The sequence below is a fragment of the Kitasatospora sp. NPDC059673 genome (genome assembly GCF_042734215.1).
Taxonomy (GTDB): domain Bacteria; phylum Actinomycetota; class Actinomycetes; order Streptomycetales; family Streptomycetaceae; genus Kitasatospora.
Genome location: NZ_JBHWEN010000003.1, coordinates 217,107 through 239,335 on the forward strand (window position 1 = coordinate 217,107; position 22,229 = coordinate 239,335).

21 protein-coding genes are annotated in these 22,229 nt (G+C 73.3%); 11 read left to right on the top strand and 10 right to left on the bottom strand.

Features of this window, described 5'->3' with window-relative positions; all coding sequences use genetic code 11:
• Positions 1-14 precede the first annotated feature (14 nt).
• The 7 genes from ACFV18_RS05700 to ACFV18_RS05730 all read right to left on the bottom strand — a co-directional run bounded on the left by ACFV18_RS05700 (position 15) and on the right by ACFV18_RS05730 (position 6,163).
• Positions 15-1,718 (bottom strand): hypothetical protein, encoded by a 1,704-nt coding sequence (locus tag ACFV18_RS05700; protein ID WP_380479629.1) that lies wholly within the window; start codon positions 1,716-1,718, stop codon positions 15-17.
• An 85-nt stretch (positions 1,719-1,803) separates the two neighbouring features.
• A complete protein-coding gene (locus ACFV18_RS05705) occupies positions 1,804-2,862 on the bottom strand; it encodes an acyltransferase family protein (protein WP_380479631.1) in 1,059 nt (352 codons plus the stop codon).
• 72 nt (positions 2,863-2,934) lie between these two features.
• Entirely contained in the window at positions 2,935-3,579 is a 645-nt protein-coding gene (locus ACFV18_RS05710; RefSeq protein ID WP_380479633.1) for a response regulator, read from the bottom strand.
• Positions 3,531-4,808 carry a sensor histidine kinase gene (locus ACFV18_RS05715; protein WP_380479635.1) on the bottom strand — a complete coding sequence of 426 codons (1,278 nt, stop codon included), beginning with the start codon at positions 4,806-4,808 and terminating at the stop codon, positions 3,531-3,533. The genes ACFV18_RS05710 and ACFV18_RS05715 overlap by 49 nt, the downstream gene beginning before the upstream one ends.
• Positions 4,805-5,569, bottom strand: coding sequence for a CPBP family intramembrane glutamic endopeptidase (locus ACFV18_RS05720; RefSeq protein WP_380479637.1), 765 nt, complete (start codon positions 5,567-5,569; stop codon positions 4,805-4,807). Before ACFV18_RS05720 ends, ACFV18_RS05715 begins: the two co-directional genes overlap by 4 nt.
• Before the next feature lie 120 nt (positions 5,570-5,689).
• The gene (locus tag ACFV18_RS05725) at positions 5,690-5,926 is read right to left on the bottom strand and encodes a response regulator transcription factor (protein WP_380479639.1); all 237 of its coding nucleotides are present in this window, start codon (positions 5,924-5,926) and stop codon (positions 5,690-5,692) included.
• Positions 5,927-5,962: 36 nt separating this feature from the next.
• Positions 5,963-6,163, bottom strand: a complete 201-nt coding sequence (locus ACFV18_RS05730) for a hypothetical protein (RefSeq protein ID WP_380479640.1) — start codon at positions 6,161-6,163, stop codon at positions 5,963-5,965.
• A 317-nt stretch (positions 6,164-6,480) separates the two neighbouring features.
• Between ACFV18_RS05730 and ACFV18_RS05735 the strand changes: the two genes are divergently transcribed.
• Positions 6,481-6,903 carry a hypothetical protein gene (locus tag ACFV18_RS05735; protein WP_380479642.1) on the top strand — a complete coding sequence of 141 codons (423 nt, stop codon included), beginning with the start codon at positions 6,481-6,483 and terminating at the stop codon, positions 6,901-6,903.
• Positions 6,904-7,031: 128 nt separating this feature from the next.
• Positions 7,032-7,526, top strand: coding sequence for a hypothetical protein (locus ACFV18_RS05740; protein WP_380479643.1), 495 nt, complete (start codon positions 7,032-7,034; stop codon positions 7,524-7,526).
• A gap of 12 nt (positions 7,527-7,538) precedes the next feature.
• Here ACFV18_RS05740 and ACFV18_RS05745 read toward each other — a convergent pair whose 3' ends face one another.
• Positions 7,539-7,859 (bottom strand): hypothetical protein, encoded by a 321-nt coding sequence (locus ACFV18_RS05745; protein ID WP_380479645.1) that lies wholly within the window; start codon positions 7,857-7,859, stop codon positions 7,539-7,541.
• Positions 7,860-8,067: 208 nt separating this feature from the next.
• Here ACFV18_RS05745 and ACFV18_RS05750 point away from each other — a divergent pair, with 208 nt between their 5' ends.
• Positions 8,068-10,317 carry a germacradienol/geosmin synthase gene (locus tag ACFV18_RS05750; RefSeq protein ID WP_380479647.1) on the top strand — a complete coding sequence of 750 codons (2,250 nt, stop codon included), beginning with the start codon at positions 8,068-8,070 and terminating at the stop codon, positions 10,315-10,317.
• Positions 10,318-10,519: 202 nt separating this feature from the next.
• Here the strand turns inward: ACFV18_RS05750 and ACFV18_RS05755 are convergent, their stop codons facing one another.
• Both ACFV18_RS05755 and ACFV18_RS05760 read right to left on the bottom strand, forming a co-directional pair.
• Complete coding sequence (locus tag ACFV18_RS05755) at positions 10,520-11,395, bottom strand: peptidase (RefSeq protein WP_380479649.1); 876 nt, start codon at positions 11,393-11,395, stop codon at positions 10,520-10,522.
• 2 nt (positions 11,396-11,397) lie between these two features.
• On the bottom strand, positions 11,398-12,720 hold the full coding sequence (locus ACFV18_RS05760) for a VWA domain-containing protein (RefSeq protein ID WP_380479651.1): 1,323 nt from the start codon (positions 12,718-12,720) through the stop codon (positions 11,398-11,400).
• Between the two features lie 95 nt (positions 12,721-12,815).
• Between ACFV18_RS05760 and ACFV18_RS05765 the strand changes: the two genes are divergently transcribed.
• The 8 genes from ACFV18_RS05765 (at position 12,816) to ACFV18_RS05800 (ending at position 22,207) form a co-directional block, all read left to right on the top strand.
• Positions 12,816-13,646, top strand: coding sequence for an ATP-binding cassette domain-containing protein (locus ACFV18_RS05765; RefSeq protein WP_380479653.1), 831 nt, complete (start codon positions 12,816-12,818; stop codon positions 13,644-13,646).
• Complete coding sequence (locus ACFV18_RS05770; RefSeq protein WP_380479655.1) at positions 13,643-14,293, top strand: ABC transporter; 651 nt, start codon at positions 13,643-13,645, stop codon at positions 14,291-14,293. The genes ACFV18_RS05765 and ACFV18_RS05770 overlap by 4 nt, the downstream gene beginning before the upstream one ends.
• 103 nt (positions 14,294-14,396) lie before the next feature.
• The gene (locus ACFV18_RS05775; RefSeq protein WP_380479657.1) at positions 14,397-14,900 is read left to right on the top strand and encodes a DUF1269 domain-containing protein; all 504 of its coding nucleotides are present in this window, start codon (positions 14,397-14,399) and stop codon (positions 14,898-14,900) included.
• A gap of 76 nt (positions 14,901-14,976) precedes the next feature.
• Positions 14,977-16,305 carry an FtsW/RodA/SpoVE family cell cycle protein gene (locus ACFV18_RS05780; RefSeq protein ID WP_380479659.1) on the top strand — a complete coding sequence of 443 codons (1,329 nt, stop codon included), beginning with the start codon at positions 14,977-14,979 and terminating at the stop codon, positions 16,303-16,305.
• Positions 16,306-16,391: 86 nt separating this feature from the next.
• A complete protein-coding gene (locus tag ACFV18_RS05785; RefSeq protein ID WP_380479876.1) occupies positions 16,392-17,813 on the top strand; it encodes a penicillin-binding transpeptidase domain-containing protein in 1,422 nt (473 codons plus the stop codon).
• 108 nt (positions 17,814-17,921) lie between these two features.
• Complete coding sequence (locus ACFV18_RS05790; RefSeq protein ID WP_380479661.1) at positions 17,922-19,352, top strand: amino acid permease; 1,431 nt, start codon at positions 17,922-17,924, stop codon at positions 19,350-19,352.
• Between the two features lie 99 nt (positions 19,353-19,451).
• Positions 19,452-20,723 carry a hypothetical protein gene (locus ACFV18_RS05795; RefSeq protein ID WP_380479663.1) on the top strand — a complete coding sequence of 424 codons (1,272 nt, stop codon included), beginning with the start codon at positions 19,452-19,454 and terminating at the stop codon, positions 20,721-20,723.
• Positions 20,720-22,207, top strand: a complete 1,488-nt coding sequence (locus tag ACFV18_RS05800) for a N,N-dimethylformamidase beta subunit family domain-containing protein (protein ID WP_380479664.1) — start codon at positions 20,720-20,722, stop codon at positions 22,205-22,207. Before ACFV18_RS05795 ends, ACFV18_RS05800 begins: the two co-directional genes overlap by 4 nt.
• The last annotated feature ends 22 nt before the right edge of the window (positions 22,208-22,229 follow it).

Consider the following 22,229-nt stretch of genomic DNA (forward strand, 5'->3'; position numbering starts at 1 on the left):
GGGGCCGCTGCGCGTCAATGGAGCTGAGTGACCGTCACCCGGTGAGCCGCCCCGCCGGTGCGGACGGTCAGCGACGGTGCGGTCGGGCCCAGGGCGAGCAGGGCGGAGGCGGCGGTGGCCGGGTCGAGGCCGTCGGGGGTGGTGGTCAACTCCACGGCCGCGCCGGAGCGGTGGCGGGCCGTGCAGGTGGTCGGGCCGGTGATCTGGACGGCCAGGGTGCAGGCGCGGTGACGGCGCAGGGTGCGTTCGGCCCAGGCGAGCGGCGGGTCGAGGCGTGGGTCGTCGGGGGAACCGTGGCGGAGGATGACGTCGGCGAGGGCCAGGGTGCCCGGGTCCAGGGTGTCCTCGTGCACGACCAGCTGGGCAGTGCCGGGGCCCTCCGGCTCGTAGCGGGGGCCGGCGAAGCGGCGTATCCCGACCGTGCCGTCCGCGCGGGGGTGAGCCAGGACCCGGACGGGCGCCGTCACCACGGGCGGCTGATGGGCGGGCAGGGGCAGCAGGTCGAGCAGGGCGGGTGCGGGCGGCTCGGGGAGGTCGAGGAGACGGTGGAACAGGGCGCGCAGCAGCCCGGCGGACTCGCCCGGGCGGGAGCTGGTCAGCTCGGCCGGTCCGGCGGGCACCGCACCCCGGGCGAGCAGGTCCGCCAGCTGCGGGGCGAGCGGCGCGTGCGGATCGAGCTTCGGGGCCTCCCGGACGAACTCGGCGACCTGTGAGCCGTCGTCGAGGACGGACGTACCGGCGGCTGCCAGCACCACCGGGGTGCCCAGCGCCGCCGCGTAGTAGCTCACCGAGCCGAAGTCGCCGATCACGGCGTCCGCGGCGATCAGTGCCTGCCGCCAGTCCGCTACTGGGTCGATCAGGGTCGCCCCCGCCCGGCGGGCGCCGTCGAGCCAGAGCCGGACCTGGCCGGGACCGTGGCCGTGCCACACGTTGGGGTGCAGCACCACGGCGACCCGGTACTCGTCCAGCGGCAGCTCGGGCAGCCGGGAGAGCAGCAGCGGCAGGACGTCCTCCGCGCCGCCGTCGCCGAACAGGGAGGTCGGGTTCCAGGTCGAGTTGAGGACGATCAGGCGCTGGTTCGGCCGGACGCCGAAGGCCCGGCGGAACGCGTCGCGGCGGGGGCGGGCCGCGAGGATGCGGTCGAAGCACGGGTCACCGCCGAGAACCGCCGTGTGGGCCGCCTCCGGGCAGGCCGCCGCGAGACGGTCGAGCTGGTCGGGGTGGGACAGCACCAGCGCATCGGCGACCGGAACCCCGTCGTGGAGCAGCCACTCGCGCGACAGCCCGAACACCGGCGCCCCGGCCCCCGACTCCCCGGTGTCCGGTGTCCGGTGTCCGGTGTCCGGTGTTGCCAGCTTCTTATTGTAGCCAACGCCGTGCGAAAGGACGATCAACTGGCTTTTGAGCTCGTGGAGTTGACCGCCGAAGCTGGCCGAGATCGCCAACTCGGGAGCGAGGTCGAGGGCCTGCTCCCAGGGGACGACCGGGATGCCCAGGGCGTGGAGGAGTTCGGGCAGGCCGGAGCGGAACGGGGAGCTGCCCGGGCAGGTGGCCAGCAGTTGGATGCGCAGATCGTCGCGGAACAGGCCGACCACGTCGAGCAGCCGGGTCGCCGAGGTGACGTTGTGCGCCACCAGCAGGACCCGCCGGCATTCGCCCCGGGTGGTCCACCGGGCGGAGTCGTCGCCGACCGGCACCCTGATCCACTCGCCCAGCAAGCCGTTCCTCCGTGATCGTTCCACCACCGCCCCGGCAGCTTAGCGATCACCGGCGGGCGGCGGACCGGCTTCCGGGGGCGAACGGCTACCGGCGCAGCAGCAGGCCGAGCCGCGGGGCGAGCAGCGGCCGCAGCAGGCGGGTCACCGGGGGAGTGGAGAGCAGCAGGGTGAGCGCGGCGGCCCCGGCGGTGAGGGCGAGTTGGCCCGCCGGGGAGGCGAGGAAGGCCCCGTCGTAGGCGCCCCGGTGGACCAGGATGAGCTGGAGGAAGGGGTGGACCAGGAAGGCGGACGGGCCCGCCGCGCCGAGCGTCGTGAACCAGGCGTGCCGGGCGGGCATGAGGGCGAGGAAGGCCGTGCCGAGCACCGCCCCGGCGATGCCCAGGGCCAGCGAGAGGGCCGCCCAGTGCAGGTACCCGGAGTGCAGGCCGGCGGCGCTCGTGCTGCGGTACAGCCAAGCGGCGTCCAGGCGCGGCACCGCCCAGTACGCGGCGACGGCGGCGAGCGCGAACAACGGGACGGCCGCGATCCGCAGGGCGCGGTGGCCGCGCAGGGCGAGGACCCGGTCGCGGTCGAGGGTGAGGCCGGCGACGAAGAACGGCAGGAACTGGAGGGTCCGGCCGATCGACAGCTGCGGGGTGAGCGGGAGGGCCCCGGCGAGCAGCGCGATCGCGACGGCGACGGTGACCGGCGCGCGCAACTGCCGCCACAGCGGTGCGCTCAGCCGCCACAGGAACAGCGACAGCAGGAACCAGGTGACCCAGGCGGGGGTGAGCAGGTCCAGGCGGAACGGCCGGCCGTCCAGCCACACCGTGAATCCGCCGAGCAGCGTGGTCCACAGCAGGTAGGGCGCCAGCACGCCGCCGATCAGCCGGTCGACCTGGCCAGGCCGGGCGGTGAAGGAGCGGGAGAACCAGCCGGAGACGAACACGAACACCGGCATGTGGAAGGCGTACACCAGCAGGTACGCCGCGTGCACCGCCCGGTGCCCGGGCTGCCGGGCCAGCGGCTCCCAGAAGTGCCCGCAGACCACCAGGACCAGGGCCAGCAGCTTGGCGTTGTCGAAGAACGCCTCCCGGGCCCGGCCGCCTCGGCCCGCACCGGCGGTGGGCGGCAGTGGCGGCGCGGGTGACGGTTCGGCGAGCAAGGGGGGAACTCCGGGCTCGGCGGGCGGCGGACCCTCAGGACTCTACGAGCCCGACCGCCCGGCGCCGGGGCATCAGCGCTTCAGGTAGGCGAGTACGGCCAGCACCCGGCGGTTGGCGTCCGGAGTGTTGTCGATCCGGAGCTTGCCGAAGATCGCGGCGGTGTGCTTGGCCACCGCGCTCTCGCCGATGTGCAGTTCGGCCATCACGGCGGCGTTGGAGCGTCCCTCGGCCATCAGGCGCAGCACGTCGAGTTCGCGGGGCGACAGGTCGGCGGTGGTGCCGCGGGCGGTGGAGCGGGCCATCAGACGGGCGATCACCTGCGGGTCCATCACGGTGCCGCCGGAGGCGACGGTGCGGACGGCGTCGATGAACTGCGCGGTGTGGGTGACCCGGTCCTTGAGCAGGTAGCCGACCGCGCCCTGCCCGTCGGCGAGCAGCTCCTGCGCGTACAGCTGCTCCACGTACTGGGACAGCACCAGCACCGGCAGGCCGGGGCGTTCGCGGCGGACGGTGAGCGCGGCCTGCAGGCCCTCGTCGGTGTGGGTGGGCGGCAGGCGGATGTCGACGACGGCCACGTCGGGGCGCAGCTCGCGCAGGGCGCGCAGCAGTTCGGGGCCGTTGTCGACGGCGGCGACGACCTCGAAGCCGTGTTCGGTGAGGGTGCGGCTCAGGCCGTCACGGAGGAGGAAGAGGTCTTCGGCGAGGACGACGCGCACGGGAGCTCCAGGGTCGCGGTGGTCGGTCCGCCCGGCGGGCTGACCAGGGCGAGGGTGCCGTCGAAGGCGGCCAGTCGGCGGCGTACCCCGGCCAGGCCGCTGCCGCCGGACGGGTCGGCGCCGCCGCGGCCGTCGTCGGTGACGGTGGCCCGCAGCAGGCCGTCGGCGCAGCGCAGCCGGATCCGTACGGTGCTGCCGCCGGAGTGCTTGCCCGCGTTGGCGAGCAGTTCGGCGATCGCGAAGTAGGCGGCGCCCTCGACGGCGGCGGGCAGCCGGCCGGGCAGGTCGGCGTCCACCTCGACGTCCAGGAAGGCGTCCAGGGCGAGCGAGCGGACGGCGTCGGGCAGGCCGCGGTCGGCGAGCACCGGCGGGAGGATGCCGTGCACGAGGTCGCGCAGTTCCTGCAGGGCCCGCTCGGAGCTGGCCCGGACCTCGCCGAGCAGCCGGCGGGCGGCGGCCGGGTCGCTGTCGACCAGCCGGTCGGCCTGGTCGAGGGTCAGGCCGAGGGCGACCAGCCGGGCCTGCGCGCCGTCGTGCAGGTCGCGTTCGATCCGGCGCAGTTCGGCGGCCTGGGTGTCGAGGGCGTCGGCGCGGCTGTCCGTCAGCTGACCGATCCGGCGCTCCAGCCGGGTCGCGTACGGGTCGCCCAGCAGGCGGCCGGTCCACTCGCCGTAGCGGACCAGCACCCGGACGGCCAGCCACAGGCCCGCCGCGACGAAGGCCAGGCCGAGCGCGGCGGCGGTGAGCGCGGTGGCGGTGGACTCCACCGGGACGAAGGCGTACCAGTTGTCCGGGCCGAGGTACTGCCAGATGAACGGCTGCACCAGCGCGCCGAACAGGCCGAAACCGACCAGCGTCGGCGGGACGGCGACCAGCAGGCCGGTGGTCCACGGGCCGAAGCAGCACCAGGCGAGGTCGCGCCAGAACGCGTGGGAGCCGAGCACCGCCACCGCCCGGCCGGTGACGGTCGGGGCGGCGGGCAGCGGTTCGGGCGGGTCGATCACGGTGCCCGTCCAGCGGGCGGTGCGGTCGCGTTTGCGGTCGCTGCCGCGGCGCAGCAGGCCGGCCGCGGACGGCAGCAGCAGCAGACCCAGGCCGACCGGCAGCAGCATCAGCGCGCCGAGCACCGCGAGCGAGCGCAGGGACGTCACCAGGGCGTCCAGGGACAGTCGTTGGCACCGGCCGAGAGCGACCAGTGGTCCCGGGATGCGCATCTGTCGGTCCGTCATGTCGTCGCGAGCCTATCCGTACGGGCCGGGCGGCGGTCGGCCAGGACCCAGGGCAGCGCGACCAGCACGCCCGCCGCGCCGAACAGCAGCATCGGCTCCACCGCGCCGGACTCCTCGTCCAGGAACAGCAGCATGCCCAGGTTCACCAGGGTGTGGAAGCCGCCGGCGAGCAGCAGCCGGTGGGCGCCGATCCGCTCCCAGGCCAGGCCGAGCAGCATCGACATGGCGACCGTCGCCGCCAGGAACCCGGCCGCGTACGCCGGGGCCTGCGCGAACACCTGCACATGCCAGCAGCCCCAGAGCAGGCCGACCGCGGCGGACGAGCCGAGCGGCCCGAAACGGGTGCGCAGCAGTGGCTGCAGCAGGCAGCGCCAGCCGATCTCCTCGCCGCACGCGCCGACCAGTTGGGCCACCACGATCACCCCGAACGGGGCGGCCAGCGAACCCGGGTCGCGCACCGGGACGCTGCCGTGCAGCAGCAGCGCGCCGGCCACCGCCAGCGCGGTGATCGCCAGGGCGCTGAGCAGCAGCGGCCCGCGCGGGCCGCGCGCCCCGCCGGCCGTCAGCAGGCCCCACACCTGCGACGGCCGCATCAGGGCGACCGCGGCCACGCCCAACGCCGGGCCGAACTGGGTCAGTTGGAGGACTTCGTCGGGCAGTCCGGTGAGCGGCTGGACGGCGCCCAGCAGGCCGGCGGCCGGAAAGGCCACCGCGAGGAAGAGCGCGGCGGGGCCGAACCAGCCGGTCCGGGTGTTGCGCATGGGAGTTCGCCTCTCGGTCGGGATCGTCCTGTCACCCATGACGATCCCGGGTGGGGCGGCCCGTGCCATTGCAGCCACCTGCCCGGCCGGGGTGCACCCAGCTGCACCCCCCTTGCCTCCTCAGGCGGCCGCCAGTGCGGGCAGCCGGGAGGCCAGCAGGGCGAGCTGCACCTGCGAGCTGACACCGGACTTGGCGCGGATCCGGCGCAGGTAGGTGTCCACGGTGTGCGGGCTGAGCCCCAGCCGGCGGGCGATCGTCGCGTAGCTGGCGCCCTCGCCGACCAGGTGCAGGACCTGGAGCTCGCGGCGACTGAACTCGATGGCGGCAGCGGGCTGCTGGACGGTGGAGGTGTGCATGGTGGGAACTCCCGGAGGTCGAGGTGGCAGCGGGGGTCAGTTCCAGGGCTGGCAGTTGGGGGTCTCGCAGGCGCCGCCCCACGAGGTGTCCCCGCCCAGCGGGGTGGTGGGCAGCTCGGTCGGCAGCTGCTGCTGCAGCGTGGTGGGGGCGGCCGGGGCGGTGTCGGCGGAGGCCGGGGAAACGGCGGCGAACAGGGCCGCGACGGTGACGGCGGCGAGGGCGAGGGCGCGCTTCATGGGGGGCCTCCGAGGGCGGTTGCGGTGTGGGGAACGGGCCTGTCGGGCGTGGCGCCCGGTGTTGATCGGCCTGCATCCAGCATGTCCGGCGGGTAGGCCCGGGACCACCGGGTGCCCACCTCATCAACTGCGCTGGCAGCAAAGTGACCAGGGGACGAAACAGATCGAACCGGGCGAAAGGCCGCACCTCGCCGGGCGGCCGTCGCACCGGGCCGGTGTCGCGCGATCTCGTGACTGTCCGCCAGGTTTGACGGCGCCCCAGGATGGCTCGACGGTCCCCGAGACGGCTCGGTGCCCGCTCCGGAAGGGTGGCAGTCGTGCAGTGGTACGAGGAGGAGGACCGGCCGTCCCCGGAACAGGACGGCCAGGTGGCCGAGTTGGCGGCCTTCCTGCGGGGCGGCACCGCCCGCTCCGCCCCGGCGCTGATGTGGAGCGAACAGGAGCCCTCTCCGGACGGCTCCGCCGACGCGCTGGCCGCCGCACTGGAACGGGAGTTGGCCCGCCCCGTACGGGCCGTCGCCGACCGTCCCGCCGGGCCGTGGCGGCGCGGCCACGTCGCGGTGCTGCTGGTGCAACGGCGCGGCGCCGCGGAGATCCAGCTGAGCCCACCCCCCGGCTCCGCCGCCGGCCGCAGCACGCTGCGCCTGCGCGCCGCCCAGTGCCTGCTGGTGCCCGCCGACTGGAGCTACCGCCTCGACCCCGGCAGCCCCGCGCGGCCGCTCACGCTCGCGCTGCCCTGACGCCCCGCCGGCCGGCCCCCTCGGCGGCGGAAGGTAGCCTGCGCCCGGTATTCGAAGATCGAACTGCGGCTCGGCGCGTGCACCGCCCGGGCCCGCAGCCTCGACGCGGAGATCCTGGAGGCATTCGGATGAGCACCTGGCACCCCCCGGCCCCGCCCGGCACCCGCACCGGCCCGCTGCCGCGGCGCTCCGCGTTCGGGCTGCGGCTCCAGTTCGGCCTGCAGTGGTTCTGGCTGCCGTTCCGGATCACCTGGGACTTCCTGGACGGCTCGGTGGCGCTCGACGGAACGGCCGAGCCCGGCGCGTCCAAGTTCGTGCTCACGCCGAGCCGTTACCGCCTGGAGCGGCGCGGCACCCGCGAGGAGTGGGAGGCCTGGGCCGCGCGGGCACTCGACCGGGGCATCGAGCAGGGGCTGGCCAGGGTGCGGTCGCGCCTGGGGCACAACGCGAAGTACCGCTACAAGTACAAGGGCAAGGATCTGGTGCCCAGCACGAGCATCCGGCGGCGCTACTACCGGGGCATCGGCCTCGGCGGGCTGGCCGCCCTGGCCGCGAGCCGCGGCTGGCAGGTCGACTGGAGCAGCGACCCGGCTCAGGCCCGGGTCTTCCAGCCACAGGCCTGACGGGACGGGGCGTCAGTCGTCCTCGAACGGCTCCTCGCTGAAGCGGAACCACGCGTGCGGTGGCTTGATGTGCAGCAGGAACTCGGCGACCGGGCCCTCCGGGGCGTGCAGGGTGTACCTCTTCTCCAGCTCGGTGTAGTGCTGGTCCCAGGCCTCCCACTCCTCGGCCTGGTTCAGCCGGCGGTTCTCGGCGAAGTCGGGTTCGGCCGCGGGCCAGCCGGGGCCGGGCAGGAAGTCTCCGTACAGCCAGGGGAAGTCGGCGTCGGTGATGCGGATCTCGCCGACCAGGCCGTCGCCGCGCATCAGACGCCAGGTCTCGTCGGTGAACGCCATGCGGAGCTCCTCCGGGGTGCGGGGGCACGGGCGGTGACAGTCTGTCGGAGGGGTCTGACAGCGCCCAAGGCCAGGAGATCATCCGGGAGTTCACTCGAACGAGTGGATTGTGGCGTCCGGGCGGCAGAGTTGGGTACCGGTGACCGAGGGTCGGAGGGCTCGTTAGGCATCGCGCCGATCTCTGTCGTCGAAAAAGGGGCGGGACCCAGTGGCTCAGCCGTTCGAACTGCCGGACTTCTACGTGCCGTACCCGGCGCGCATCAACCCGCACTACGAGAAGGCGCGGGTGCACACCAAGGAGTGGGCGCGCGACTTCGGCATGCTGGAGGGATCGGGCATCTGGGAGGAGCACGATCTCGACTCGCACGACTACGCGCTGCTCTGCTCCTACACCCACCCCGACTGCGACAGCGAGGCACTCGACCTCGTCACCGACTGGTACACCTGGGTCTTCTTCTTCGACGACCACTTCCTGGAGATCTTCAAGCGCACCCTCGACCGCGAGGGCGGCAAGGCCTACCTGGACCGGCTGCCCGCCTTCATGCCGATGGACCTCGCCGACGGTTTCCCCGAGGCCACCAACCCGGTCGAGGCGGGCCTGGCGGACCTGTGGCAGCGCACCGTCCCGCACATGTCGGCCGACTGGCGGGCCCGGTTCGCCGAATCCACCCGGAACCTGCTGAACGAGTCCCTCTGGGAGCTCTCCAACATCAACGAGGGCCGGGTCTCCAACCCCGTCGAGTACATCGAGATGCGCCGCAAGGTCGGCGGCGCCCCCTGGTCGGCCGGCCTGGTCGAGTACGCCGCGCAGGCCGAGGTGCCCGAGGCGGTCGCGTACTCCCGTCCGCTGCGGGTCCTGCGGGACGCCTTCTCCGACGGCGTGCACCTGCGCAACGACTTGTTCTCCTACGAGCGCGAGATCGGCGAGGAAGGCGAACTCTCCAACGGCGTCCTGGTGCTGGAGACCTTCCTCGGCTGCTCCACGCAGGAGGCCGCGAACGCGGTCAACGACCTGCTCACCTCCCGCCTCCAGCAGTTCGAGAACACCGCGCTCACCGAACTCCCGGGCCTGTTCGCCGAGTACGCACTCGGCCCGGAGGAGATCGCCCGCGTCCTGGCGTACGTCAAGGGCATGCAGGACTGGCAGTCCGGCGGCCACGTATGGCACATGCGCTCCAGCCGCTACATGAACGGCGGAGGCGCGGCAGCCCCCGCCCTCGGCCCCAGGGGACTCGGCACCTCCGCCGCCAACATCCGCCTCGCGGCGGGCATCCGCGGCCTGCGCAGCTTCGCCCACACCCCGCACCGCAAGGTCGGGCCCTCGCGGATGCCCGACTTCCCGATGCCGTACGCCGTCTCGCTCAACCCGCACCTGGACGCCTCCCGCGAGAACGTCGTCCACTGGGCCCGCGAGTTCGGCCTGCTCGACCCCGAGCCCGGCGTCCCCGCCTCCGACATCTGGACCGAACAGAAGCTCCGCGACTACGACTTCCCGCTGTGCGCCGCCGGCATCGACCCCGACGGCACCCCCGCCGAGCTCGACCTCAGCTCCGCCTGGCTCACCTGGGGCACCTACGCCGACGACTACTACCCCCCGGTCTTCGGCGCCCCCCGCGACCTCGCCGGCGCGAAGCTCACCAACGAGCGGCTGTACGCGCTGATGACGCTCGACGGAAGCCTCCCCTTCCCGCCGCGCAACGCACTGGAGGCCGGCCTCGCCGACCTCTGGCAGCGCACCATCGTGCCCTTCTCCACCTCCGCCCGGGCCAAGTTCCGCAAGGCCGTCGGCGACATGATCGACAGCTGGCTGTGGGAGCTGGCCAACGGCGCGCAGAACCGCATCCCGGACCCCGTCGACTACATCGAGATGCGGCGTGCGACATTCGGCTCCGACCTGACGATGAGCCTGTCCCGGCTCGGGCGCGGGGAGGTGATCCCCGAGGAGGTGTACCTGAGCGGCACCATGCGGGCGATCGAGAACTCGGCGGCGGACTACGCCTGCCTGGTCAACGACCTGCACTCGTACCAGAAGGAGATCGAGTACGAGGGGGAGTTCCACAACCTGGTCCGGGTGGTGGAGAACTTCTTCTCCTGCGAGTACCCCGTGGCGGTGGACATCGTCGCCGACCTGATGGGCTCCCGGCTGAGCCAGTTCCAGCACGTGGTGGAGGGCGAACTGCCGCTGCTGAAGCAGGACTTCGGCATCGAGGGGGAGGCTTCGGAGGCACTCGACGGGTACGTCCACGAGCTGGAGGACTGGATGGCCGCAGTCCTCAACTGGCACCAGAAGTGCCGGCGTTACACCGAGGACGTCCTCAAGCGCCACTTCGCACCCGGGACGGCCGTTCCGGCGGATCTGGGGATGTCGGCGATGCGGATTCTCGCGGAGCTCAGGGGTAGCACGAGAGCGGATGGGCGCGAAAACAGGGGCGCGTGGGGGTACCTCCCGGCCCGCTAGGGCTGGGGGAGAACTGCGCGACAAGCGCTCACCACGTCCGCAAGGTCGCGATCAAGTGCAGGTCATTGTCCTGCGTCGCGATCTTGCGGTCGGGTGCCTTCCGCCTCGCGCAGTTCCCCGCGCCCCTGGTGGTGCTCTCCCTGGTTGCGCACCCTCGCAGTTCCCCACGCCCCTGGTGGTGCTCTCCCAGGGTTGTGCAGCTCTATTCCGGCATGTGCGGCTGGTGGTGATGGTGGTGCGGCCGGTGTCCGCGCGGGTGGCGGGTGAGGGTGTAGCCGAGGACGCCGGCGAGGGCGGCGAGGATGCCGCCTGCGGCGGTCCACCACCAGCGGGTGTTCCAGCCGGAGAAGAGGTCCGAGTACCAGTGGGTCTCTTCCGCGGTGGGGGCCGCCGCGTACGCGGCACTCGCGCTGGGGGCGGGCGTCGCCGCCGGCCCGCTCGCGGTGGAGCCGGCGTTGACCGGCGGGACGAGCGGGGCCTTCAGCGACCCGCCTTCGGGCTGGGCGTCGTTGAGGCCGCCCGTGGTGGCGACGTGCACGTGGACCTGGGAGGCGAGGCCGAGGTCCTGCTGCGGGATGTCGCTGGTGGAGAGCCGGATGTAGTAGGTGCCGGGCAGCGGGTCGCCGGACCAGGGCTCGGCCCAGGAGCGGATCTGCCGCAGGGTGCAGCTCAGGGCGATGGTGGTGGCGCTCTGTTCGGCGCTGCCGTTCTGCGGTCCTGCGGTGCAGGCCTGGCGGCGGCGCAGGCCGTCGAAGAGTTCGACGGTCCAGGTCTGTGCGCCGTGCCGGTCGGCGGCGTCCGGGAGGGTGACCTTGACCTGGACGGTGGCGGTCTGGCCTTCGGCGGCCGGGAACGCCCAGTACAGGTAGTCGCCGGTGGAGACCGGCACGTCCGCGTCCTGGCCGGCGGCCAGCGTGGTGGCGGTGAGGAAGCTGGTGCCGACCGAGTTGAGTACCGGCTTGGTGCCGCCGCTCGCGGACGGCGAGGGCGACGGCGAAGCCGCACTCGCGGAGGGGGCGAGCAGGAGCAGGCCGGTGAGCGCGGCGGCCGGGGCCGCGAGGGTGAAGAGCTTGCGCATCGTCAGTTCTCCCGCCAGACGGCGATCCGCCAGCGTGCCAGCCAGCCGAAGATCAGACCGGCGAGCAGGCCGGCCAGGGTGAGCACACCGAGCAGGATCCAGCCGCGGCCGAGGCCCATCGCGGCGCCGTCGGGCGCGGGGGAGGCGGCGGCGACGTCGACGGTCAGTTCCAGCGGCAGTCCGGGGTCGGCGGCCTGTGTGGCGGCCTGGCCGGCGAAGGAGTTGCTGACGATCAGGCAGACGGTGCGGTCGGTGCTCGCCTTGGTGCCGGAACTCGCCGACGGGGAGGCCGAGTCGGTGCCGGGCGCGGACCAGCGGACGCCGGTGGACGCCACGTCGGTGCGGCCGGAGCCGGCGTCGCTGCCGCGGACCAGTTCCTGGCCGCTGCTGTCGGTGGCCTGCAACAGGACCCCGTAGTCACGGGCGACGGCCCGGTCCGGGGTGACGCTGACCGAGGCGCGCAGTTCCTGGCCGGCCTTCACCGGCACCCGGTACACCCGGTGCTCGGAGAACTTCTCCCGGTCGCTGTACACGCCGGGCGCCAGGATCGGCGCGTTGGGGCACTGTTCGGCGCCGGTCACCTTCGCGGGGGTGATGGTGTGGGTGTCCTGGGCGCGGGTGACGATCTGCTTGACGCGCTGGGTCAGCTGTTCCTGGGTGCGGACGTCGGTGAAGGTGCCGCCGGTCGCGTTGGCGATGCACAGCAGTTGCTGGCGGGTCTTGTCGTCGTGCGCCAGTCCGAGGGTGTCGACCACCAGGTGGATGCCCTGGCTGGCGAGTTCGCGGGCCACGTCGCACGGGTCGGGCGGGGCGCAGGTGTCCTCGCCGTCGGTGATCAGCACGATCCGGCGGGTGGTCGGGCCGGTACCGAGGTCCTGGGCGGCGGCGCGCAGCGCCACGCCGATCGGGGTCCAGCCCGTCGGGCGGACGGTGGCGACGGCGGTCTTGGCCTCGACCTTGTTGGTCTTGCCGACGGGGAAGAGCTGCTTGGTGTCCTTGCAGCCTTCCTTCTGGTCGCTGCCGGGGTAGGTCGCGCCGAGGGTGCGCAGGCCGAACTCGGTCTCGTCGGGCAGTGCGTCGATGACCTCGTTGATGGACTGCTGGGCGACCGCGATCCGGCTCTTGCCCTGGATGTCGGCGGTCCGCATCGACCCCGACCCGTCCAGGACGAGGTCGACCTTGGGCGCTTCGGTCGCGGCGGGCGGGGCCCCGGGCTCGTCGGCGTGCGCGGGCAGGGTGCCGAGCACGGTGCCGGCGACTATCGTCAGCGCCCCGAGCAGGGCGGCTCCGCGGGCCGTCCGTCGTTTCTTGGTAAGGGTGATCACCGCCGCATCCTAGGGACCGTCAGTTCCAATCACCCAATGCGGGTGGTGAGCGCGACGTACGCTGAACTGGTCGGCACAGCAGGCGGGGAGAGCACATGACGGTGCGTCTGGCGGGCGTCGGAAAGCGCTACGGACGCGGGGGGCCGTGGGTTCTGCGGGAGGTCGGGCTGACGCTCCGTCCGGGCTCCCTGGTGCGGATCGAGGGCGCCAACGGCAGCGGCAAGTCGACGCTGCTGAAGCTGCTCGCCGGGATCGAGCGCGCCGAGCGGGGAACGGTCGAGGTGCCCGCCGGCCGGGCGTACGTCCCGGAGCGGTTCCCGCCCGCGCTGCCGTTCGACGCCCGCGGCTACCTGTGCCACCTGGGCCGGATCCGCGGGCTGTCCGACGGGGAGGCGCGACGGCGCGCCGACCACTGGCTGGAGCGGTTCGGCATCGCCGGGTACGCGGGTACCCCGATCGGCCGGCTCTCCAAGGGGACGTGCCAGAAGGTCGCGGTGGCTCAGGCGATGCTCGCCGAGGCCGAGTTGCTGTTGCTGGACGAGGCGTGGACCGGGCTCGACCAGAACGCCCGCGGCGAACTCGACAGCGCGGTCGCCGAACGGGCCGCGGCCGGCGGCCTGGTGGTGTTCGTCGACCACGATCCGACCCGGCTGGCAGGCCTGACCACCGAAGGTCACCGGGTCAGTGACGGCACGCTGCACGAAGTCCCGCTGCCCGGCGTCGAGGAGGACGGGCCGCGTACGGCGGTCGTGGTCGAGGCCGAGACGCTGCCCGAGTGGCTCCCGGGCCGGCCCGAACGCAAACCGCTGGCCGACGGCGCCACCCGGCTGGACGTCCCGGCCGCGCACTCCGACGCGCTGCTGCGCCGCCTCCTGGTGGCCCACCCGCCGGTGCACATCAGGTCCGTCGGGCAGGAGGCGTCATGACGGTGCGGATGCTGACGCGCTACCACTTGGAGCTGCTGCTGCGCTCGCAGCGCTGGCTGCCGCCCGGGCTGCTGTACCTGCTGCTGATGGGCCTGGGTGTGTCGAGCGGCGACGAGGCGCTGTCGGCGGCGGCGTTCTCGGCGGGCCTGCTGGTGCCGGTGACGGGCTGGCTGGTGCGCTCGGCGGTGACGGCGGAGCCCGCGCAGTCCCGGGCCTGCCTGGTGGCGGCGGCGGGTTGGCGGCGGGTGCACCTGTCGGGGCTGCTGGCGGCGGCGCTGGCCGGTCTGGCGCTGGGCGGGGCGGGTCTGGCGGCGGTGCTGCTGGTGGGCAGCGGCGGCTCCGGGGTGGCGGTGGCGGCCGGCGTGCTGGCCACCGTGGTGTGCGTGCTGACGGGCGCGGCGGTGGGCGCGGTGTGCAACCGTCCGGTGGTGGCGGGCGCGCAGTACGCGGTGCCGCTGGGGCTGGCCGCGATGGTGCTGGCGCTGCTGGTGCCGGGTTCGCCGGCCAACGTGGTGGTGCGGGCGCTGGTGCTGGGTTCGCGGCACCACGCGCTGTCCGTGCCGTGGTGGACGCTCGTGGGTGCGGCGGCGCTGGCGGCGGCCGCCTGGTGGGCGGCGGTGGCCGTGGCGGAGCGCCGGGGCGAGTGAGCGGCAGGGAACCGGACACACCGCAGTAGATGGGATTAAATGCGGCGGATGGTGGCTAGGGTGCTGGGGACGTGCCCGATGCCTTGCCGGAAGGAACCCCGCTGTGAGCAACCTGTTCGCGATCGCCTACCCCGATGTCACCACCGCACAGAAGGTCCGGGACGAGCTGATCGGCCTGCAGAAGCAGCGGCTGATCGACCTGGAGGACATCGTGGTGGTCGAGCGCCACCCGGACGGGAAGATCAAGCTCCACCAGGCGGTCTCCAACACCGGCCTGGGCGCGGCCTCCGGCGCCCTGTGGGGCGGCGTGATCGGCCTGCTGTTCCTGATGCCGGTGATCGGCGCGGCGATCGGCGGCGCGACCGGCGCGGCCGTCGGTGCCACCACCGACACCGGCGTGGACGACAACTTCATGCGGCAGGTCGGGCAGAAGCTGTCCCCGGGCAGCGCCGCGGTGTTCGCGCTGGTGCGCACCGCCACCCAGGACAAGGTGATCCCGGCGGTCGCGCAGTTCGGCGGCGAGCTGCTCCAGACCTCGCTGAGCCACCAGGAGGAGGAGCACCTGCGGGAGATCGCCCGGGCGGCGAACCCCGCGTCCACGCTCTGACCCTCCCTCGAGCGGTACCGGCGGGGTCGCTCGCACCCCGCCGTCCCTCCCCCCATCGAGCTGGCGAGGACGGCTGGTGGCCACTGACTACGCGGCCGGCGCGCGGCGCCCCCGGCGGTGGACCGAACTGCTGCTGGTGGTGGCCGCGGTGGGGTTGGCGGTGTTCGGCTACGTCGAGGTGGGCGTCAACATCGACGGCAAGGCGCCGCCGGACGCCGCCCAGTACGGCGCGGCCCTCGGTGTGCTGGCCCTGCTCGCGCACGGCGCGGTGCGCTGGCGGGCGAAGTGGGCGGACCCGCTGTTGCTGCCGATCGCGGTCCTGCTGAACGGCATCGGACTGGTCGTCATCTACCGGCTGGACCGCAACACCCCGCACCACGAGGCCGCCCCCACCCAACTGCTGTGGTCCACCCTCGGCGTGGGCCTGTTCATCACGGTGCTGCTCCTGCTGCGCGACCACCGCCGGCTCCAGCGCTACGCGTACCTCGGCGCGTTCGTGGCCCTCGTCCTGCTGGTGCTGCCGGTGTTCTTCCCGCCGGTGTACGGCTCGCGGATCTGGATCACGCTGGGCCCGCTGTCCTTCCAGCCCGGCGAGTTCGCCAAGATCCTGCTGGCGATCTTCTTCGCCGCGTACCTGGCACGGCACCGCGACGCGCTCGCCCTGACCGGCCGCCGGGTGCTGTGGTTCCGGTTGCCGCTCGGCCGGGTGCTCGGGCCGGTGCTGCTGATCTGGGCGGCGTTCGTCGGCGTGCTGGTCCTGGAGACCGACCTCGGTACCTCGCTGCTGTTCTTCGGCCTGTTCGTGGTGATGCTGTACGTGGCCACCGCCCGCACCGGCTGGATCGTCATCGGCCTGCTGCTGTCGGCCGTCGCCGCGGTCGGGGTGGGCTGGCTGTCGCCGCACGTGCACAGCCGGGTCTCCGACTGGCTGCATCCGCTGGCCTCGATCGAGGCCGGGCAGGGCGCCAACCAGATCGCCCAGTCGCTGTTCGCGTTCGCCTGGGGCGGCGAGCTCGGCACCGGTCTCGGTCTCGGCCATTCCGCGCTGATCGGCTTCGCCACCAAGTCCGACTTCATCCTCGCCACCATCGGCGAGGAACTCGGCCTGACCGGCCTGCTCGCGGTGTTCCTGCTGTACGCGCTGCTGGTCTCCCGGGGCTTTCGCACCGGCATCGCGCTGCGCGACCCGTTCGGGCGGCTGCTCGCCATCGGCCTGGCCGCGCTGGTCGCGATCCAGGTGTTCGTGGTGGCCGGCGGCGTCCTCGACCTGATCCCGCTGACCGGCATGACGCTGCCGTTCATCGCGCAGGGCGGTTCCTCGGTGGTCACCAACTGGATCATCGTGGCGTTGCTGGTGCGGATGAGCGACGTCGCCCGGCGGCCCGCGCCCTGGGAGGCGGCGTGAGGTTCACCCGCCCCGAGGGCACCAACGGCGGACCGCAGGGCCTGCCCGGCATCTCCACCACCGGTCGCCGGGCCGCCACCTTCTGCATGCTGCTGATCATCGCGCTGGCCGTCCAGGCCACCCGGGTCCAGGTCTTCCAGAAGCAGGAACTGGACGACAACAGCGCCAACCAGCGCGCCACCATCCAGCGGTACGCGCAGCCGCGCGGCAACCTGATCGCCGGCCAGCCCGTCACCGGCTCGGTCGCCACCGGCGGCCGCCTGGCGTACAAGCGCACCTACACCGACGGCCCGCTGTACGCCGCCGTCACCGGCTACTCCTCGCAGATCTACGGCAACACCCAGCTGGAGGGCGTCTACGACGACCTGCTCACCGGCACCGACCCCCGGCTGGCCGGCTGGGCGGTCTGGGACGCCATCACCCGCCACCAGCAGCCCGGCGGCGACGTGGTCACCACCATCGACCCGGCCGCGCAGCGCGCCGCCATGCAGGGGCTCGGCAACCAGCAGGGCGCCGTCGCCGCGATCGAACCCGCCACCGGCCGGATCCTCGCGCTGGCCTCCACCCCCAGCTACGACCCCGGCGCGATCGCCGGCGCCGGCACCGCCGACCAGGCCACCTGGGAGAAGCTCCAGGCCGACCCCGCCCAGCCGATGCTCAACCGGGCGCTGCGCCAGATCTACCCGCCCGGCTCCACCTTCAAGGTGGTCACCGCCGCGGCCGCCCTCGCCAATGGCACGGTGACGGACATCCAGGCCCCCACCGGCGCGCCCTACCCGTACGTGCTGCCCGGCACCACCACGACGCTCAACAACGACACCAGCGCCTGCGACCAGGCAGGGCTGTCGCTGGACGAGGCGATGACGATGTCCTGCAACAGCGTGATGGGCTGGCTCGGCGTGCAGACCGGCCTCGACCGGATGGTCGCGATGGCGAAGAACTTCGGCTTCGACGACGCGAAGCTCGACACCCCGGTGCGCGCCGCCCGCTCCAACTTCGACACCTCCATGAACAGCTCGCAGCTCGCGCTGTCCTCGATCGGCCAGTACAACACCGCCGCCACGCCGCTGGTGATGGCCATGGTCGCCGCCGGGGCCGCCGCCGACGGGCAGGTGATGCATCCACAGCTTGTGGAAAGGCTCACCAAGGCCGACGGCACCCAGGTCCAGCTGATGCGCCCCACCCTGTACCGGCAGGCCCTCGGGCCCGGCGTCGCCGCCGAGCTGCGCCGGCTGATGGTGAACGTGGTGAACAACGGCACCGGCACCAACGCGCAGATCCCCGGCGCCGAGGTCGGCGGCAAGACCGGTACCGCCGAGCACGGCGTCGACAACACCGGCACCCCGTACGCCTGGTTCATCGCCTGGGCCCGCCCGGCCGGCTCGACCGCCACCCCGCCGGTCGCGGTCGCCGTGGTGGTCGCCGACAGCCAGGCCACCGACGTCACCGGCGGAAAGCTGGCCGCGCCCATCGCCAAGGCCGTCATGCAAGCCGTCCTGAACCGGTGACCGCCCGCCACCTGTGGCGGATGGCCGTGCCCACCGCAAAGGCCTCATAACTATGCGGAAAGTCGTATTTGATATCGTTCCTGCCTGATTCCCACCAGAAGGACACCGATGAGCACCACCCGCCTGCTGCGGCGCAAGCCCGTGGACACCCTGATCGCCGAAGCGGGCGGAACCGGAGCCGGACATCTGCGCCGATCCATCGGCCTGTGGCAGCTCTCCGCGATCGGCATCGGCGCCACCGTCGGCACCGGCATCTTCTTCGTCCTCACCACCTCCGTCCCGGAAGCCGGGCCGGCCGTGGTGATGTCCTTCGTGATCGCCGCCGTCACGGCCGGCCTCACCGCGCTCTGCTACGCCGAACTCGCCTCCGCCATCCCGGTGGCCGGGTCCTCCTACTCGTACGCGTACGCCACCATGGGCGAACTGGTCGCGTACGGCGTCGGCGTCTGCCTGCTGATGGAGTACGGCGTCTCCGCGTCCGCGATCGCCGTCACCTGGGGCCAGTACCTCAACCAGTTCGCCGACCTGGCGTTCGGCCTGCACCTGCCCGCGGCGCTCACCGCCCCGCCCGGCGAGAACGGCGTCGTCAACCTGCCCGCCGTGGTGCTGGTCGCCCTGGTCACCGTGCTGCTGATCCGCGGCGTCGGCGAATCCACCAAGGTCAACGCCGTGATGGTGACCATCAAGCTGGCCATCCTGGTGCTGTTCGTCGCCGTCGGCCTGACCGGCTTCCACGCCGGCAACTTCACCCCGTTCGCCCCCAACGGCTGGGACGGCGTACAGACCGCCGCCTCCACCATCTTCTTCTCCTTCATCGGCCTGGACGCCGTTTCCACCGCCGGCGAGGAGGTCCGCGAGCCGCGCCGCACCCTGCCGCTGGCCATCCTGATCTCGCTCGGCGTGGTCACCCTGCTGTACATCGCGGTCGCCGTCACCGCGATCGGCGCCCAGCCCTGGCAGCAGTTCGGCGGCCAGGAGGCCGGCCTCGCGCAGATCCTGCAGGACGTCACCGGCCAGTCCTGGCCCGCCCTGGTGTTCGCCGGCGGCGCGATCGTCTCGATCTTCTCCATCACCTTGGTGGTGATCTACGGCCAGACCCGGATCCTGTTCGCGATGGGCCGCGACGGCCTGCTGCCGCGCCGCTTCACCAAGGTCTCCCCGCGCACCGGCACCCCCGTGTGGAACACCGTCATGGTCGGCGCCGCCGTCGCCCTGCTGGCCGCCGTCTTCCCGCTCAAACTGCTTGCCGACATGACCTCGATGGGCACCCTTGTGGCGTTCTGCGCGGTGTCCGTCGGCATCATCGTGCTGCGCCGCACCCGCCCCGACCTCCCGCGCGGCTTCAAGGTTCCGCTCTACCCGATCACCCCCGTGCTCAGCGCCGGCTTCTGCGTCTACCTGATCACCAAGCTGCACCGCGACACCTTCATCGCCTTCGCGATCGCGCTGGCCCTCGCCGGAGTCCTCTACTTCACCTACAGCGCCAAGCACTCCCGGCTGGCCGCGGCCCGCACCGGGGAACCCGCCGACCGGAGCTGACGCTCCGTAGGCCACGCGGCGTCGAAATACGGACGGAAATGGGCAAAACCGGGCCGATGCTCGCGACAGGGCGTACACATCCCGCCTAGCCTTCGAGCCATGGTGACCACCCGGACGCAGGTCCGCCGCGCCCTGCGACCGTTCGGGCACCCCGTGGTGCAGGCCGGCGGGTGGCTGGCCGCCGCGGCCTGGGCGGGGGCGTTCCCACTGGTGTCGCACCTGGCCAACCAAGTCACCTGGGGGCGGTACGCGGCGCCCGGGTACCTGCTCGCCGCGGTGCTGACGCTGACCCTGCCGCACGGCCTCGCGGCGCGGGCGGCCGTGCCGGTGGCGGCGCTGAGCGCGGTGCTGCTGCCGCTCGGGGCACTGGCGCTGACCGGGCACCACCAGTCCGAGGTGACGGTGGTGGAACGGTCGGCGGCGCTGCTGCTGCACACCGGCAGCCCGTACCTGCCCCATCCGGTGCACGTCGTCGACTACAACCCGTACCTGCCCGCGATGTCGCTGTTCGGCCTGCCCCGGCTGGTGCTCGGCGAGGCCGGACCGGCGGCCCGGGTGCTGGGTGACGCCCGGCTGTGGTTCGCGGCGGCGTTCCTGGCCTGCCTGCTGGCCGGGTGGCGGCTGCTGCGCCCCGGCCCGGCGCGGGCACCGGTGCTGCCGCTGACGGTGCTCACGGCCTCGCCGCTGATCGCGCCCGCGCTGACCGTCGGCGGCGTCGACCTGCCGCTGATCGGCGTGTGCTGCCTGACCATGGCGCTCGCCGAACGCGGCCACCCGCTGCGCACCGGCCTGGTGCTGGCCCTGGCCTGCACGCTGAAGTGGACGGCCTGGCCGGCCCTGCCGATCGCGCTGCTGCTGCTGCACCACCGCCACGGCCTGCGGTCGGCGCTGCGGGCCGTCTGGCCGGTACTGGCCGTCGGCGGTGCGGTGATCGGCCCGTTCGCGGTGCTGCACCCGCGCGAACTGTACGAGCAGGTGGTGCGCTTCCCGCTCGGTCTGACGGCGATCCACACGCCGGCCGGCAGCCCGCTGCCGGGCAAGGTGCTGGCCGGTCTCGGCCCGCTCGGCCACACCTTGTCGCTGACCCTGCTGTGTACCGGCGCGCTGGCCGTCGCGCTGTGGCTGCCCGCCCACCCGCCGGCCACCGCGGTCGCCGCCTGCGACCTGCTGGCGGCGGGCCTGACGGTGGCGTTCGCGCTGGCCCCGGCCGGCCGGTTCGGCTATCTGGCGCTGCCCGCCGTCCTGGTGCTGTGGCCCCGGCTGGCGGTGGCATCCGGACGACTGGTTCCGGTGCCCCGGCGCCGGGCGACACAGCGGCAGCCCGCCGCAGTGCCTATGGTGTCCCGGGACACCGTACGAACACGGGAGTGATCTTGGGCGCCACCGGACGACGCCGCTTCCTGGGCCTGGCCGCCGGCGCGGCCGCCGCGCTCACCGCCTGCGGCCCGGGCCGCACCGCCACCGGGGGCAGCGGCGGGGCCGCCGCGCCGAGCCCCGCGCCGTCCGCCACCGCGGCGGAGAACGCCAAACCGGGCAACGCCGACTGGGCGATCACCAACGCCGGCCCGGCCGCCGCGATCGAGGGCTGGGCGGACCGGGTCAGCGTGCTGCCCGGCGAGCAGGTCGGCCTGCACGTCTCCACCACCGCGCCCGGCTTCACCGTCACCGCCTACCGGATGGGCTGGTACGGCGGGGCGCGCGCCCGGCAGGTGTGGAAGTCGGAGCGGCTGCCCGGCAGCAAGCAGCAGCCGTTCTCCGTCGAACAGCCCACCCGCACGGTGATCACCGCCTGGCCGCGCACCACCGCTGTCGACACCACCGGCTGGCCGGAGGGCTGCTACCTGCTGCGGCTGGACGCGGACGGCGGCGCCGGGCAGCGGTACGTGCCGCTCACGGTGCGCTCGCGCGGCACCGCGGGCACCACCGTGCTGGTCAACGCGGTCTCCACCTGGCAGGCCTACAACGAGTGGGGCGGCTACAACCTGTACAACGGCCCGTCCGGCGGCCTGCCCACCCGCTCGCTCCAGGTCAGCTTCGACCGGCCGTACCAGTACGACGACGGCGCGGGCCTGTTCCTGGTCTACGAGGCCCCGCTGGTCGCGCTGGCCGAGAAGCTCGGCATCCCGCTGTCGTACACCACCGGCATCGATGTCGCCGCCGACCCGAACCTGCTGTGCGGCGCCAAGGCGGTGCTCTCGCCCGGCCACGACGAGTACTGGTCGCCCGAGCAGCGCGCGCACTTCACCGCGGCCCGTGACGCCGGGTCCCACCTGGCGATCCTGGGCGCCAACTGCTGCTTCCGGCGGGTGCGGTACGAGCCGTCACCGACCGGGCCGGACCGCACGGTGGTCTGCTGGAAGGGCGCCTGGAAGGACGACCCCGGGTACCAGGCCGGGCACCCGGCGACCACCGACTTCCGCTCCCCGCCCGGCGCCGACCCCGAGTCCTCGCTGCTCGGCGTGATCTACGACGGCTACCCGGTGGACGCCCCGTACGTGGTCACCGAGCCGGGCCACTGGCTGTTCGCGGGCACCGGCGCGAAGGCCGGCGACAGCTTCCCGCACCTGGTGGGCGTCGAGTACGACCGGGTCAACCCGTCCTTCCCGACCCCGCAGGGCATCGAGGTGCTCTCGCACTCCCCGGTGGTGTGCGACGGCCGGCACTCGTTCGCCGACACCGCGCTGTACACGGCGGGCGGCGGCGCGCTGGTGTTCGCCACCGGCACCATGCGGTGGGTGGAGTCGCTGGAGGCGACCGGCCCCGCCGGCGGCAGCGCGATCCACGGCATCGACGGGAAGGCGGGCGCGTTCACCCGCCAGGTCACGGAGAACCTGCTGCGCCGCTTCGCACAGTAGCCCGAAGGGGCCCCGGATCCCG